Raw genomic sequence first — 14,746 nt, 5'->3', positions numbered from 1 at the left:
TTGGTCTGGAAGGCGCGTCCAGCGCGGGAGCGCATCTCGGTTCGAGTCTGGACAGCGGTATCGGCGTCGGTTCGCACGCGGCTTCCGGACTCTCCACGGGAATCGACGCGACGGGCGGCCTCAGCGGTGCGGCGCACTCGACCGTGAGCGGCGCGGCGGACGCGGGCGCCGGACTGGCGGGCTCCGCCGGCGGCGCGGCGCACGGTGCCGTTGACACGGGCGCGGGTCTCGGCGGCAGCGTCGGCTCGACCGCGCACACCTGGTCCTCGCTGGATGTGTCGAGCGCCTTCGGTTCGGGCTTGGACAGCACCGCGGGCGGCCATGCCGACGCGGGCCTGTTCGGCGACACCCACGCGGGTACGGAGTTGAGCGGTTCGGCGGGCGCCGAGCTGGGTGGCGATACATTCCTGCACTGACAGTTGCCCGGTAATACGGAAAGAGGTCCATACCGCGATGGGGACACCCGCGCCGAACGCCACTCCACCGGCGGTACCGCTGCTGTCGGTACTCGGTGAAACCATCGCGGCGGCCCGTGCCGCGGGCCGCAACGATCTGGTCGGCCGCCTCGAAGTGGCGGCCGACCGGGTCCGCGACCCGCGGCGGCGCATCGTCGTCGCCGGGCAGCTGGACCAGGGCAAGAGCCGTTTCGTCAACGCGCTGCTGAACATGGACATCTGCCCGGTGGGCGACGACGCCACCACCGCGGTGCCGATGCTGCTCGCGCACGGTCCGGAGCCGCGCGCGGAGCTGGTCCTCGCGGCGCACGGCGACTCCAGCGGCGCGGAGACCAGGGTGGCGGTGCCGATCGCCGAGGTCGGTGCGATCGATCAGCGCGCCCCGCTCGCGCAGGGACGTCGGATCGTGCGGCTCGAGGTCCAGATCCCCAACGCGTTGCTGGCCGATGGCATCGTGCTGATCGATACTCCCGGCGTCGGCGGGCACGGCAACGCCCACGCGGCGGGCGTGCTCGGACTGGTGCCCGCCGCGGACGCGGTCCTGGTGCTGTCGGACGCGTCGACCGAACTCACCGAGCCCGAGCTGGCGTTTCTGCGGCAGGTGCGGGAACTGTGCCCGACGGTGGCGCTGCTGCTCACCAAGACCGACCTGTACCCGCACTGGCGCCAGGTGCACGAGGCCGATCTGGGCCATCTCGCGCGGGCCGGCCTCGACGTGCCGATGATCCCGGTGTCGTCGCTGCTGCGCAGCCACGCGATGCGGTTGCAGGACGCGCAGCTGGGCGTCGAATCCGGCTTCGGCGTGCTGTACACCTTCCTGCGCGACCAGGTGGTTGCGCGCGATCAGCTCGCCACCCGCACCGCCGTGGCCCGCGACATCCGCTCCGCGGCTGAGCATCTCGCGCTGGCTCTGGGCAGCGAGCTGGTCGCGGTCCGCGATCCCGCCCAGGGCGCGGCGGCGGTGCGCGAGCTGCAATCCGCCCGTTCCGCGGCGGAGGAACTGCACCGCAGGACCGCCGCCTGGCAGCAGACGCTCGCCGACGGCATCACCGACCTGGCCGGAGACGTCGACCACGACCTGCGCGACCGTCTGCGCAATCTCGCGCGCACCACCGAGGAATGGATCGACGAGCACGATCCGGGCAGGCACTGGGACCGTATCGCCGAACACCTCACCGGCACCGTCGATACCGCGCTCGGCGACAATCTGCTGTGGACCCACGCGCGAGCGATTCAACTCGCCGAGCGCGTCGCCGAACACTTCTCCGAACTCGGCGCCGTCGACCTGCCGGACGTGCGCCCCGGCGCAGGCGCCGACACCGGCCGTGCCATCACCGGCACGCTCGCCGATCTGGAACCGGACATCGGTCTCGGCAGCAAACTGCTCGTCGGCATGCGCGGCTCCTACGGCGGCGTGCTCATGGTCGGGCTGGCCACCACCTTCGCCGGGCTCGCCATGCTCAACCCGATCTCGATCGGCGCCGGTTTGATCGTGGGCGGCAAGGCTTTCCGGGACGACAAGCAGGCCAGGCTGGCCAAGCGGCGCAACGAGGCGAAGGCGGCGGTGCGCCGGTTCGTCGACGATGTGGCGTTCCAGGCGGGCAAGGAGTCGAAGGATCGACTGCACCGGATCCACCGCGCGTTGCGCGACCACTACGCGGGCGTCGCCGAACGCAGCCTGCGTTCGATCGACGAGTCGCTGCGGGCCGCGCAGGAGGCGGCGTCCATGGTCGCCACCCGCCGCGCCGAACGCGGTGCGCAACTGGAACAGCAGCTGCGCGTGGTCGCCGAACTGCGCCGATACGCCGATGCCATGCAGAACGCACTACCGATGGGACCCGCCGGTACGGTAACCCCGTGAGACGTGATGGTGGCCCGGTGCCGGGAATCGTCGCCGAGGCGCATCGGCTGGTCGGGGCGGCGCAAGCGGCGCTCGCGGGCGAGCCGCGGCCTCGTGCCCTGCTGGCCGACTGCGCCCGCCGATTGGATCAGCCGCTGCGGGTGGCGCTCGCCGGTTCGATCAAGGCGGGCAAGTCCACACTGCTGAATTCGCTTGTCGGACAGGACATCGCCCCGACCGACGCGACCGAGTGCACCAGGGTCGTCACCTGGTATCGGTACGGCTCCACACCAAGCGTGACGGCGTACGCCCCCGACGGGGCCCGCGCGCATGTCGTGGTTCGCCGTGGCAGCGGGACGCACGGGCTGACCTTCGACCTCGACCGGCTCAACTGGAACGCCCCGGCTCCGCGCGAGGTCGATCATCTCGAAGTCGAGTGGCCCGCCGCGACGCTCGCGCACACCACCATCATCGACACCCCCGGCACGTCGTCGCTGTCGCGCGAGGTGTCGCGGCGCACCGCGCGTCTGCTGACGCCCGGCGCGGACGACGAGCGGTCCGAGCAGAGCGTCGCCATCCCGGGCGCCGACGCGGTGGTCTACCTGCTGCGCCGGCTGGACGCGACGGACGTGCAGTTTCTCGAACGCGTGGGCGCCGGAACCGCCGTGGCCAACGGTGGACCGGGGGCGCCCGGCCCGCTCGGCATCGTCGGCGTGGTCTCGCGGGCCGACGAGATCGGGGCGGGCCGGATCGATGCGCTGCACTCGGCGCGCGACGTCGCCACGCGTTTCGCCGGGGAATTGGAACGGACGGGTCTGTGCCAGGCGGTGATCCCGGTCGCCGGCCTGCTCGCGTTCGCCGCGGCGACGCTGCGTCAGCAGGAGTTCGCGGCTTTCGAGGCGCTGGCGCGGGTCCCGGTCGACGAACTGAGCGCCGCGTTGCTCTCGGCGGACCGTTTCGCGCGCGCCGACGTGCCGCTCCCGGTGCCGGCGGAACTGCGCGCGCAGCTGGCCGAGCGGTTCGGGTTGTTCGGCATCCGGATGGCGGTCACGCTGATCCGGCTCGGCGTGCGCGATTCGGCCACGCTGGCCGCCGAATTGACCAGCCGCAGCGGCGTGGACGAACTGCGCTCGGTGCTCGACGTGCAGTTCGGTCAGCGCGCCGATCAGCTCAAAGCGCATTCCGCGCTGACCGCGCTGGCCCGGGTGCTGACCGCCTATCGAGGCACCCCGGCCGATCGCCTGCTGCCCAGGGTGCGCACCCTGCTCGCGGATGTGCACGGTTTCGCCGAGCTGCGCCTGCTCGGCCGCCTGCGCACCGACGAGCTGGCGCTGCCCGCGGACGATCTCGCCGAACTGCACCGCCTCATCGGCGGCTCCGGGATCGCACCCCATCTGCGCCTCGGCCTCCCGTTCGACGCACCGCTCCCCGCGCAGCGGGCCCAAGCGATGGCCGCGGTCCGGAAATGGCGCGCGCGGGCACGTCACCCGCTCGCCGACCAGTTCACCGCCACGGCCTGCCTGACCGCCGCTCGCAGCGCGGAGGGCACCCTGAGCGTGCTGCCGGAATGATCGCCCCGGCGGCGCGGTGACCTGCGGGGACGTCGTATCCACGCCATGTAGGGCGGTGTAGTCGACGTGGGCCCGGGTATGCGCCCTGGTAGCGAGAGGAGGTAACGATGAGCCAAGAGGACGTCGTACACGAATTGCTCGTCCGGGCGGGCACGGGATATGCCGAGGAAGCGGGTATCACGCTCGACGACAAACCGGCCGCACTGTTCCAGCTGCTCATGCTTTCCCAGCTGCTCAGTGCCCGCATCTCCGCCGAGATCGCGATCGGGGCCACCCGGGAGCTGATCGGCAGCGGCTATCGGACGCCGCACCGGGTGGCGGACGCCGACTGGCAGGAGCTGGTCGACGCGCTGGGGCGGGGAAACTATCGCCGCTACGACGAGAGCACCGCGACGAGGCTGGGCCACAACGCCACGCGGGTGCTCGACCGCTACCACGGTGATCTGCGTGAGCTGGCGAAGAAGGCGGACAACGACCCGCGGCGCGCGGCCGAACTGCTCCAGGAGTTCGACGGCATCGGCCCCACCGGCGCGGACATCTTCCTGCGCGAGGTCCAGGACACCTGGCCCTGGGTCCAGCCCCATTTCGACGAGCGAGCCCTGCGCGGCGCCAAGCGCGTCCAGTTGCCGGAAGATCCCGACCGGCTGGCGCGCCTTGCGCCGAACCACCACACCGCGGATCTCGCCGCGGCCCTGGTGCGGGTGACACTGGACGAGAAGATCGCCGACGAGGTTCTCGCCGCCGCGCCCTGACCGAGCGCGCTCAGATCAGCGCGGTGCCCGCACCGCGCGGGTCGATCAGGATCTTCGCGTGCCGCTCCGGGTTGCCGAGGACGGTGAAGGCGTCCGCGACGCCGTCCAGACCGACGGTCCCGGTGATCAAGGGGCTCGGGTCGACCTTTCCCTCGGCGAGCATGTGCAAGGTGTCGCGGAACTCGCCGGGGTCGTAGCCGAGGACGAACCGCAGTTCGATCTCCTTGTTGATCGCCATGGCGGGATGGAAGCGGTCGGTCTCCATGCAGACCCCGACCACCACCACACGCGAGAGGGGCGGCGCGGCCGTGAGGATCTGGTCGATGATTCCCGGTACGCCGACACATTCGAAGATGACCGGACCGGCCGGTCCCGCGTTCAACGTGTGAGCCAGCCGGAAGACATACCACCACGGCAGGTTCGGTACCCGCCGCAGGCGATCCATGGCGTCGAATCCGAGTCCGAGGATGTCGGTGACGCCGTTGATCCGTCCCTTCTTCGGGGCGGCCGTCCAGGGCGATTCGGTCGCCGGGTCGACCACGACGTCGGCGCCGCACGCCGTCGCCAGTTCCCGTCGGCGCGGCGAGAAGTCGCTGGCCACCACGGTGCGCACGCCCGCGGCTTTCAGCATGCTGATCACCGCGAGCCCGATCGGCCCGCAGCCGATGACGAACGCGGTCTGTCCCTTGCCCACCCGGCCCCGGCGCACGGCGTGCCAGGCTACGGCCATGGGCTCGGTCAACGCGGCGTGTTCGGCGGACAAGCCGTTGGGCACCGGCATGGTCATCGATTCCTGGACCACCACCTGTTCGGCGTAGCCGCCGGGCGCCGCCGTCGACAGTCCCACCAAGTGGGGTTGCCTGCCGTGCCGGACGATCGGCAGGGATACCACCGGCGTTCCCGTCTTCCACCTCTTCCGGCAGTCCGGCCCGTAATCGACCACCGTGCCGCTGAATTCGTGGCCGAGCACCACGCTCTGATCCGAACGCATGAAGTGCTCGTAGCCCGTGGCCACGGCCAGGTCGGCCAGTTCGTCGGCGTGGGTGCGGGCATGCAGGTCCGAGCCGCAGATACCGCAGCGTGACACGTCGATCAGCAGTTGACCCGCACCGGGCCGGGGCGTGGGCAGTTCCGTGACCTCGAATTCGGCGGCGGTGACGACGGCGGCCCTCATGACGACTCCTCGGATCGACGGCGCACGGTGGGCGCCTCGGCCGGGGCGCCCCGCCGCCACACTACTGCGGCAGGGCGCACCCTGTGGCTGCCTCGGCCGTAGGCTCGACGGGCCGAGGCGCTTTCGGTTGCGGCTTTCGTCAAGCGCCGCGCAGCCGGGGGTACACCTCCTGCTCGAGGTAGTCGGCGACGTCGCGGCCATGGCGACGAGCTTCGTGCACGGCGACACCGTGCCGTCCCGCAACCTCCTTCAGCGCGGGCCGCGACCTCTTCTCCACCCCGCCGCCGATCAGCAGATGGGCGAACTCTCCGGTGTCGAGTGCCGCGAGCGCCTCGTCGTCGGTGGTGACACCGCGCGCGGAGAACCCGGCGGCCCGAACCCGCTCGACGGCGGCGTCCACGGTGTTCCTGCTGCGGCCGATGATCAGAAGGTCCATCTCGCTCACACCCCTACCGGTTGCGGGTCCGTCGCATCGATATCGATCTCGTGGTGTTCGAGCTTGGCACTGCGCGGCAAGGCGAGGAAGCCCAGGCAGACCAGCGCCAGGACGCCGATGCCGTACCAGAGGGTGCGCTCGAAAGTGTTCGCGAAGTTCACCGCGTTCGCCCGCATGCCCGCCGTCGTGAGCACCTGACCGACGCCGCTGGAGCCCCGCTCCGCGCTGGTCCGGCAGCTGTCCGGCACCACGGTCGGATCGACCTGCGCGGATCGATCCAGCACGCAGGCGCGGAAGTTCGCGAGGATCTCGTCCCGCGCCTGCTCGGGCACGCCTACCGCGGCGAGTTCGGCGCGAACCTCCGGCGCGACCGTGTCGACCCCGCGTGCCGAATCGTGGTCGAGCTGGGTGAAGAACACCACGCCCACGAGCGCGACGCCCAGAGCCGTGCCGAGTTGCTGCCCGGTATTGAGCAGACCGGACGCCGAGCCCGCTTCCCGCGCGGGCACCTGGCCGAGCAGTAAGTCGATGGTCGGCGCGACCACCATGCCGAATCCGGCACCGGTGACGATCAGCGGGAAGACCATCTGCCACGAGGCGATCTCCGCGCCGTAGTGCGTGGCCAGCCAGCCGTAGAGGCCGAAGCCCGCGGCGTTGACCAGGCCGCCGACGATCAGGACCCGCCTGCCGAACCGCGGCGCGAGCACGCTCACCGAGACTCCGGCGCCGATCCCCGCGCCGACCGCGAAGAACACGGCGGTCAGCCCGGCTCGCATCGGCGTCCAGCCCAGTCCCGCCTGCATGAACAGCGTCCACACCAGGAAGAACCCGCCGAGTCCGATCCAGAACAGCAGCCAGCTGCCCAGCCCGATCGCGAACGGCCGGGATCGGAACAGCGTCAAGTCGATCAGGGGTGAGCCGACCGTCCGCGCCCGGTACCGCTCATACGCGACGAATACCGCGAAGGTCGCGGCGGAGGCGGCCATCATGGCGAATGTCCAAGCGGGCCAGTCGAGTCTGCGCCCCTCGGCCAGCGGGTAGACGAGCAGGAGCACCGCGCCGATGGCCAGGATCATGCCGACCACGTCCAGGCGCGGCGCGGCGGGCGAGCGGGACTCCTTCATCACCGCCGCGGCCGCGCCGAGCGCGAGAATGCCCACCGGGACGTTGACCAGGAAGATCGGCCGCCACACCAGGTCGAACAGGTCCCACTGCACCAGCAGGCCGCCGAGCGAGAGACCGACCGCGGAGGCGGACCCGCCGACGCCGCTGTAGAGCGCGATGGCCCGCCCGCGCTCGTGGTCGGCGAAGGTGACGCGGATGATCGCCAGGATCTGCGGCACCATGAGCCCGGCCATCGCGCCCTGCACGAAGCGTGCGGCGATCAGCATGGCCGGATCGGTGCTCAGGCCGCAGGCCGCCGAGGCGAGCGTGAAGCCGGCCATGCCGATCAGGAAGATCCGTTTGCGGCCGAAGATGTCGCCGAGCCTGCCGCCGGTGATCAGCACGGCGGCGAAGGCGAGTACGTAGGCCGCGACGATCCATTCGATCTGCGAGTACGCGGCGTGCAGATCGGCCTGGATGCTCGGCACGGCGACATTGACGATCGTGACGTCGAGCAAGTCCATGAATCCCGCGGCGAGCACGACCGCGAACGCGATCCAGCGGCGGGAGTCGGTAGGGGGACGAGTAGTGGGGTCGGGTTCCATGAGGGCCTCTTTCGGATGGGTAGGGAAGTACCGACGCCCCAACTATGCACCTCGAGTGATTATCAATCAATATGGCAATCATAAAAGGTGCATTAATGCTACGATCGGGGCGTGACCGATGCCGATCCGACGCCGCTGTCCGACCACGTCGCCTTCCTCCTCGGGCAGCTCGGGTTCCACACCGCGTACCGCTTCAGCGACGGGTTGGCCCCGCTCGGCATCGGTCCCAGGCATTTCGGCACGTTGCGCGTGCTGCGCGAGCACGACGGCCAGTCGCAGCAGCAGCTGTGCGAGACGCTGGGCATCCATCGCAACGTGATGGTCGGGTTGGTCGACGAGCTGGAGAAGCGTGGCCTGGTCGAGCGCCGCAAGCATCCGGCCGACCGCCGGGCGCACGCCGTCTACCTGCTGCCCGCCGCGCATGATCTGCTGGCCCGGGCGCAACGTGTCGTCGACGGACTCGAGTCCGATCTGCTGCGCGAATTCGACGCGGCCGACCGCGCCACCTTGTTGCGGCTGTTGCAGCGGCTCGCGGCGACGAACGGGCTGGAACCGGGCATTCATCCCGGACTCTCCCGCTGATTCCTGCCTTCAGGGCTTCCTCGCCGCGCCGGAAGTGTGTGGCAGGTCACGCATGCGCGTCGCCGTCCGGGAATTAAACGCGCGAGTCGCCCGTTGAGCCTTTCGACAAGATTGAGTGTGTACGACTCAAGTTTCGGTTGACTCCGAGACTCCTGCGAGGCAGGATTGAGCCGACCACGCTCAGTGTTGCTGGGGCCGTGCTCCGTGAGGTGCTAGGGGCGAGGTCTCGCGGCGTCCCGCAGCGGACGTCGAGGGCGGTTTCGCCCGGCACCTACACATATCGGTACGTCAATTAGGAGGAACCACTATGGCTCGTGCGGTCGGAATCGACCTCGGGACCACGAACTCGGTCGTCGCCGTTCTCGAAGGCGGTGAACCGGTCGTCGTCGCCAACTCGGAGGGATCGCGCACCACCCCGTCGATCGTCGCGTTCGCGAAGAACGGCGAGGTACTGGTCGGCCAGCCGGCGAAGAACCAGGCCGTCACCAATGTCGACCGCACCATTCGCTCCGTCAAGCGGCACATCGGCACCGACTGGTCGGTGGACATCGACGACAAGAAGTACACGCCGCAGGAGATCAGCGCGCGCGTGCTGATGAAGCTCAAGCGCGACGCGGAGTCCTACCTCGGTGAGGAGATCACCGACGCGGTCATCACCGTGCCCGCCTACTTCGAGGACGCCCAGCGGCAGGCCACGAAGGAAGCAGGCCAGATCGCGGGCCTGAACGTCCTGCGCATCGTCAACGAGCCCACCGCCGCGGCGCTCGCCTACGGCCTGGACAAGGGCGACAAGGAACAGACCATCCTGGTCTTCGACCTCGGTGGCGGCACCTTCGACGTCTCGCTGCTGGAAATCGGCGAGGGCGTCGTCGAGGTCCGCGCCACTTCCGGCGACAACCACCTCGGTGGTGACGACTGGGACGAGCGGGTCGTGCAGTGGCTGGTCGACAAGTTCAAGGCCAGCTCGGGCATCGACCTGACCAAGGACAAGATGGCCATGCAGCGGCTGCGTGAGGCCGCCGAGAAGGCCAAGATCGAGCTGAGCTCCTCGCAGAGCACCTCGATCAACCTGCCCTACATCACCGTCGACGCGGAGAAGAACCCGCTGTTCCTCGACGAGCAGCTGACTCGCGCCGAGTTCCAGAAGATCACCTCGGACCTGCTCGACCGCACCCGCGCGCCGTTCCAGTCCGTGATCAAGGACGCGGGCATCAAGGTGTCCGACATCGACCACGTGGTGCTCGTCGGCGGTTCCACCCGTATGCCCGCCGTCACCGACCTGGTGCGCGAGCTGACCGGTGGCAAGGAGCCCAACAAGGGCGTGAACCCGGACGAGGTCGTCGCCGTCGGCGCCGCCCTGCAGGCCGGCGTGCTCAAGGGTGAGGTCAAGGACGTCCTGCTGCTCGACGTGACCCCGCTGTCGCTGGGCATCGAGACCAAGGGCGGCGTGATGACCAAGCTCATCGAGCGCAACACCACCATCCCGACCAAGCGCTCGGAGACCTTCACCACGGCCGACGACAACCAGCCGTCGGTGCAGATCCAGGTGTTCCAGGGTGAGCGCGAGATCGCCTCGCACAACAAGCTGCTCGGCTCCTTCGAGCTGACCGGCATCCCGCCCGCCCCGCGCGGCGTGCCGCAGATCGAGGTCACCTTCGACATCGACGCCAACGGCATCGTGCACGTCACCGCGAAGGACAAGGGCACCGGCAAGGAGAACACGATCAAGATCCAGGACGGCTCCGGCCTGTCCAAGGAGGAGATCGATCGGATGGTCAAGGACGCCGAGGCGCACGCGGCCGAGGACAAGGCGCGTCGCGAGGAGGCGGAGACCCGCAACCAGGCCGAGTCGCTGGTCCACCAGACCGAGAAGTTCATCAAGGAGAACGAGGACAAGGTCCCCGCGGACGTCAAGACCAAGGTCGAGGCGGCCATCGCCGAGGCGAACGAGGCTCTGAAGGGCACCGACATCGCCGCGGTCAAGGCGGCCGTCGAGAAGCTGGCGACCGAGTCGCAGGCGCTCGGCCAGGCCATCTACGAGGCCTCCGCCGCGGACGCCGCCGCACAGGGCGACGGCGCGACCAGCGCCGCGTCGGATGACCAGGTCGTGGACGCCGAGGTCGTGGACGAGCCGGTCGACACGGAGAAGAAGTGACCGAGGACAACTCCGAGAAGGAGCCGATCACCTTCGTCGACAACCGGAAGATCGATCCGGAGACCGGTGACGTCAGGCAGCAGGCCGCGGACAACGGCGCCGCGGCCGCGCAGGCCCCGCAGGTGGGCGAGGGCGTGGACATCGACAACGACGACGCCCTCGCCGACACCATCAGCGGCGAGCTCGCCGAGCGCACCGCCGACCTGCAGCGGCTGACCGCCGAATACGCCAACTACCGGCGCCGGGTCGAGCGCGACCGAAAGGCCGTCATCGACAACGCCAAGGCGTCGGTGGTCACCGAGTTGCTCGGCGTGCTCGACGATCTCGACCGCGCGCGGGCGCACGGCGACCTGGAATCGGGTCCGCTGCGGTCGGTGGCCGACAAGCTGTCGGCCGCGCTGCTCAAGCAGGGTCTCGAGGAGTTCGGTTCGGAGGGCGAGCCTTTCGACCCGACCCTGCACGAGGCTGTGCAGCACGAGGGCTCCGGCCACGACCCGGTGATCGGCATTGTGATGCGCAAAGGCTATCGCTTCGGCGATAGGGTGCTTCGGCACGCGCTCGTCGGGGTAACCGACGGCGTAGCCGATCTGACGGAAAACGCTGTTCAACCTACTGAAGAGGCATCGGATGTTGATGCCGGCGCAAACGATCAATAAGGACGCGAGAGGAGGAGATGCTCGGTGAGCCAACGGGAGTGGATCGAAAAGGACTTCTACAAGGAGCTGGGTATTTCCTCCGGCGCCTCGCAGGACGAGATCAAGAAGGCCTATCGCAAGCTCGCCAGGGACTTGCATCCGGACGCCAACCCCGGTGACACCAAAGCCGAGGAGCGGTTCAAGGCCGTCAGCGAGGCGCACGCCGTGCTGTCGGACCCGGCCAAGCGCAAGGAGTACGACGACACCCGCAAGCTCTTCGCGGGTGGCGGCTACGGTCGCGGTGGCTTCGGCGGCGGTACCGGTGGTGGCTTCTCGCAGGAGTTCAACCTCGGGGACATCTTCGGCGGCGCCGCCGGCGCCGCCGACGGTGGCCTCGGCGACCTGCTCGGCGGTCTGTTCAACCGGGGCGGCACGCGGTCGGCGAGCCGCCCCAGGCGCGGGGCCGACGTGGAGACCGAGACGACGCTCGGTTTCCGGGAAGCGGCCCAGGGCGTCACGGTTCCGCTGCGGATGACCAGCCCCTCGCCGTGCACGACGTGTCACGGCAGCGGCGCCAAACCGGGCACGAGTCCGCGAGTCTGCCCGATCTGCAACGGGACCGGCATCGTCAGCCGCAACCAGGGCGCGTTCGGCTTCAGCGAGCCGTGCGACGAGTGCCGGGGCAGCGGGTCGATCATCGACGACCCGTGCCTCGACTGCCAGGGCAGCGGCATCCAGAACCGCACGCGCACCATCACGGTGCGGATTCCTCCCGGAGTCGGTGACGGTCAACGGATCCGGCTGGCCGGTCAGGGCGAGGCGGGGCTGCGCGGGGCGCCCTCGGGCGACCTGTATGTCACCGTCCACGTCAGCCAGGACAAGGTCTTCGGCCGCAACGGCGACGACCTGACCCTGGTTCTGCCGGTCAGTTACAGTGAATTGGTCCTCGGTACAACGGTTTCGGTGCCCACTCTGGACGGCCGGGTCGGCGTCAAGGTGCCTCCGGGTACCGCCGACGGCCGCACCTTGCGGGTGCGCGGCCGTGGCGTGCCCAAGCGCGGCGGCGGCGCGGGCGACCTACTGGTGACGGTGAAGGTCGCGATTCCGCAGAAGCTGGACAACGACGCCGTCGAGGCGCTGAAGCGCTACCAGGAGGCGGAACGGGCCGGCGGCTTCGACCCACGTGCGGGATGGGCAGGTGCGTGATGTCCTCCGAACCGAAGAACGCGTCCGGCGGGTCGCGGGCCGAGTTCTTCATGATCTCGGTCGCGGCCCAGCTGGCCGGCATGCATGCGCAGACGCTGCGCACGTATGACCGTCTGGGACTGGTCACGCCGCAACGTACTTCGGGCGGTGGTCGGCGCTACTCGGCCCGGGACGTGGAGCTGCTGCGCGAGGTGCAGCGGTTGTCCCAGGACGAGGGCGTCAACCTGGCGGGCATCAAGCGCATCATCGAACTGACCAATCAGGTGGAGGAACTGCGCCAGCAGGTCGCGGAACTGTCGGCCGAGTTGGAGCGGACGCGGGCGGCGTACCGTCCGGATCTCGCTCCGCAGCAGCGCAGTACCGCGCTGGTTGTCTGGCAGCCGCGGCACCGTCGTGAGGACGGTCAGCGCAGACGATAACCGGCACGACGACGGCCCCGGCCTCGGTCGCACATCGCGAACCGGCGCCGGGGCCGTCGTCGTGCGGGCATTGTCACAGAGATTTGCTGAAGATAAACCAGAACATGTTCGGCGGAAGTGGTGCGGCACCATCTATTTCGTTGTCGAATCAACTGGACATTTTCACCATAGATCAGTTTACGTAACCGGTTCGGCCTACCCGATTCGATCTACCTCGGGTGGGCGCCATGTTGCCCTGAAGTCGCTAGAACAGACCAATCGGGACGTAATTCCACAAGTGGGCCTTACCAATTCGGTATGCACACGACTGATTTTGCGCCGAATCCCCGGTCTTACAGTCGGTTTCTCTGGCGTGTCGCCCTGGGCATCCTCGTTTCGACGAAATTGAGCGCGGTATGTTCCTTCGAAAGATTCCGTTGCTGGCAAACCTCGCCTACACTCCTTGCCATCGGCTGCTGTCGAGTGGCCCCGCAGCACCTCACTCGCCGGCATGGTTCGTGAACGAGTGCGAAATGGGGTTGTGAGACCAATGGATTCACGCACTGTCGCTTTGATCAGAACTACGTTCAAGGCGGTTGCTGCGGAGGATGGGGGGCCGGAGAAACTGGCGAGATCGTTCTACGCGATCTTGTTCACCGACTACCCGCACGTCCGCGATTTCTTTCCCGCCGCGATGGACTCCCAGCGCGACCGCCTGGTCAAGGCGATCTCCTATGCACTGGACCGGTTGGAGGAGCCCGACAAGCTGCTGCCCTTCCTGGCCCAGCTCGGCAGGGACCACCGCAAATACGGCGTGCAGCCCGCGCACTACGCCGCCGTCGCCACCGCGCTGAAGAACGCCGTGAAAGTGTTCGCGGGCACCGAGATGTGGACCGACGAGGTGGACCGCGCCTGGGACGAGGGCCTGCAGATCATCTCCGACACCATGATCGGCGCGGCGGAGAAGGAGACCACGCCGTCGGTGTGGACCGGCACGGTGATCGAGCGCCGCGAGGTGCTGCGCAACCTGGTCGTCGTCCGGCTGCAACTGGATCAGCCGATGCGCTATGCCGCGGGCCAGTACTTGAGCGTGCAGGTTCCGTCGCGGCCGCGCATGTGGCGCTATCTCTCGCCCGCCGTGCCCGCGAATGCCAACGGTGAGATCGAGTTCCACGTCCGCAGCGTGCTCGGCGGCTGGGTCAGCTCGGCCATCGTCGGCCAGACTGTCGTCGGCGACCAATGGCTGCTCGGCTCGCCACTCGGCGGCCTCGGCGTTCCGCGCAACGCCAAACGCAAGATGCTGATGGTCGGCTGCGGCACCGGAATCGCGCCGCTGCGCGCGCAGTTGATGTCGATGGCGATGCGGCGGGCCAATCCGAAGGTGCATCTGTTCGTCGGCGGCCACCACCCCTGCGACCTCTACGACCTGGAGACCCTGAGCAAGCTGGCGATGGCCAACCGCTGGCTCACGGTCACGCCGGTGAGCGAGCACGACGAAAACCCCTGGTGGTACCCGGAACCAGAGGAGCCGCGCACCACCTGGCCGGGCCTGGAACCCCGCGTCACCGGCCAGATCGGCAAGGTCGTCGCCAGTTTCGGCGCATGGTCCGACCGCGACGTGCAGATCGTCGGCTCACCCTCGATGGTGCAGACCACCAAGTTCCGCCTCATGGCAGCCGGAACCCTGGCGAAGAACATCCGCCACGACCCGTTGTATTAGTCCGGCGCCTGCGGCGCCGCGAACGGCGGATGCTCGGTCTCGCTTCGCTCGAAAGACGTGGTTGCGGTGCGCCGGGCGTGTCAGGTGATGACCGCGCTCCCAGGGGCTCGCCG

Annotated in this window: 12 protein-coding genes and 1 pseudogene; 10 read left to right on the top strand and 3 right to left on the bottom strand. The window is 69.0% G+C overall.

Annotated elements, in window-relative coordinates:
• The 4 genes and pseudogenes from ACFV2O_RS00900 to ACFV2O_RS00885 all read left to right on the top strand — a co-directional run.
• Window positions 1-416 (top strand): annotated as a pseudogene (locus tag ACFV2O_RS00900) (hypothetical protein); the annotation flags it as partial.
• A 37-nt stretch (window positions 417-453) separates the two neighbouring features.
• On the top strand, window positions 454-2,316 hold the full coding sequence (locus ACFV2O_RS00895) for a dynamin family protein (RefSeq protein ID WP_379249212.1): 1,863 nt from the start codon (window positions 454-456) through the stop codon (window positions 2,314-2,316).
• On the top strand, window positions 2,313-3,866 hold the full coding sequence (locus ACFV2O_RS00890; RefSeq protein WP_379249210.1) for a dynamin family protein: 1,554 nt from the start codon (window positions 2,313-2,315) through the stop codon (window positions 3,864-3,866). Before ACFV2O_RS00895 ends, ACFV2O_RS00890 begins: the two co-directional genes overlap by 4 nt.
• 107 nt (window positions 3,867-3,973) lie before the next feature.
• Entirely contained in the window at window positions 3,974-4,618 is a 645-nt protein-coding gene (locus tag ACFV2O_RS00885; RefSeq protein ID WP_355071483.1) for an endonuclease, read from the top strand.
• A gap of 10 nt (window positions 4,619-4,628) precedes the next feature.
• On the opposite strand, the gene ACFV2O_RS00880 is transcribed toward ACFV2O_RS00885, so the two are convergent.
• The 3 genes from ACFV2O_RS00880 to ACFV2O_RS00870 form a co-directional block, all read right to left on the bottom strand.
• A complete protein-coding gene (locus ACFV2O_RS00880; RefSeq protein WP_379249208.1) occupies window positions 4,629-5,792 on the bottom strand; it encodes a zinc-binding dehydrogenase in 1,164 nt (387 codons plus the stop codon).
• 139 nt (window positions 5,793-5,931) lie between these two features.
• Window positions 5,932-6,228: a hypothetical protein gene (locus ACFV2O_RS00875; RefSeq protein WP_355071487.1), complete on the bottom strand. Its 297-nt coding sequence runs from the start codon at window positions 6,226-6,228 to the stop codon at window positions 5,932-5,934.
• 5 nt (window positions 6,229-6,233) lie between these two features.
• The gene (locus ACFV2O_RS00870; protein ID WP_379249206.1) at window positions 6,234-7,937 is read right to left on the bottom strand and encodes an MFS transporter; all 1,704 of its coding nucleotides are present in this window, start codon (window positions 7,935-7,937) and stop codon (window positions 6,234-6,236) included.
• Between the two features lie 111 nt (window positions 7,938-8,048).
• Between ACFV2O_RS00870 and ACFV2O_RS00865 the strand changes: the two genes are divergently transcribed.
• From ACFV2O_RS00865 to ACFV2O_RS00840, 6 genes are all read left to right on the top strand, one after another.
• Window positions 8,049-8,519, top strand: a complete 471-nt coding sequence (locus tag ACFV2O_RS00865; RefSeq protein ID WP_379249204.1) for a MarR family winged helix-turn-helix transcriptional regulator — start codon at window positions 8,049-8,051, stop codon at window positions 8,517-8,519.
• A gap of 307 nt (window positions 8,520-8,826) precedes the next feature.
• Window positions 8,827-10,674, top strand: coding sequence for a molecular chaperone DnaK (dnaK, locus tag ACFV2O_RS00860; protein WP_355071493.1), 1,848 nt, complete (start codon window positions 8,827-8,829; stop codon window positions 10,672-10,674).
• Window positions 10,671-11,330 (top strand): nucleotide exchange factor GrpE, encoded by a 660-nt coding sequence (gene grpE / locus ACFV2O_RS00855; RefSeq protein ID WP_379249202.1) that lies wholly within the window; start codon window positions 10,671-10,673, stop codon window positions 11,328-11,330. The genes dnaK and grpE overlap by 4 nt, the downstream gene beginning before the upstream one ends.
• A 24-nt stretch (window positions 11,331-11,354) precedes the next feature.
• Window positions 11,355-12,515, top strand: a complete 1,161-nt coding sequence (dnaJ, locus tag ACFV2O_RS00850) for a molecular chaperone DnaJ (protein ID WP_379249200.1) — start codon at window positions 11,355-11,357, stop codon at window positions 12,513-12,515.
• The gene (locus ACFV2O_RS00845) at window positions 12,515-12,934 is read left to right on the top strand and encodes a heat shock protein transcriptional repressor HspR (protein WP_355071498.1); all 420 of its coding nucleotides are present in this window, start codon (window positions 12,515-12,517) and stop codon (window positions 12,932-12,934) included. The genes dnaJ and ACFV2O_RS00845 overlap by 1 nt, the downstream gene beginning before the upstream one ends.
• A gap of 529 nt (window positions 12,935-13,463) precedes the next feature.
• Entirely contained in the window at window positions 13,464-14,633 is a 1,170-nt protein-coding gene (locus ACFV2O_RS00840; protein WP_379249198.1) for an FAD-binding oxidoreductase, read from the top strand.
• Window positions 14,634-14,746 lie beyond the last annotated feature (113 nt).

The sequence above is a fragment of the Nocardia sp. NPDC059691 genome (assembly GCF_042733915.1).
Classification (GTDB): domain Bacteria; phylum Actinomycetota; class Actinomycetes; order Mycobacteriales; family Mycobacteriaceae; genus Nocardia; species Nocardia sichangensis.
The sequence above is the reverse complement of the archived record's forward strand: the minus strand, read 5'-3'. Positions and strand labels throughout refer to the sequence as shown.

What these genes read in the sequence shown, in the direction of transcription:
- ACFV2O_RS00895 (WP_379249212.1), top strand. Translation starts at nt 454, where the DNA reads ATGGGGACACCCGCGCCGAACGCCACTCCACCGGCGGTACCGCTGCTG.
- ACFV2O_RS00885 (WP_355071483.1), top strand. Translation starts at nt 3,974, where the DNA reads ATGAGCCAAGAGGACGTCGTACACGAATTGCTCGTCCGGGCGGGCACG.
- ACFV2O_RS00880 (WP_379249208.1), bottom strand. Translation starts at nt 5,792, where the DNA reads ATGAGGGCCGCCGTCGTCACCGCCGCCGAATTCGAGGTCACGGAACTG.
- ACFV2O_RS00875 (WP_355071487.1), bottom strand. Translation starts at nt 6,228, where the DNA reads ATGGACCTTCTGATCATCGGCCGCAGCAGGAACACCGTGGACGCCGCC.
- ACFV2O_RS00870 (WP_379249206.1), bottom strand. Translation starts at nt 7,937, where the DNA reads ATGGAACCCGACCCCACTACTCGTCCCCCTACCGACTCCCGCCGCTGG.
- dnaK (WP_355071493.1), top strand. Translation starts at nt 8,827, where the DNA reads ATGGCTCGTGCGGTCGGAATCGACCTCGGGACCACGAACTCGGTCGTC.
- ACFV2O_RS00845 (WP_355071498.1), top strand. Translation starts at nt 12,515, where the DNA reads ATGTCCTCCGAACCGAAGAACGCGTCCGGCGGGTCGCGGGCCGAGTTC.
- ACFV2O_RS00840 (WP_379249198.1), top strand. Translation starts at nt 13,464, where the DNA reads ATGGATTCACGCACTGTCGCTTTGATCAGAACTACGTTCAAGGCGGTT.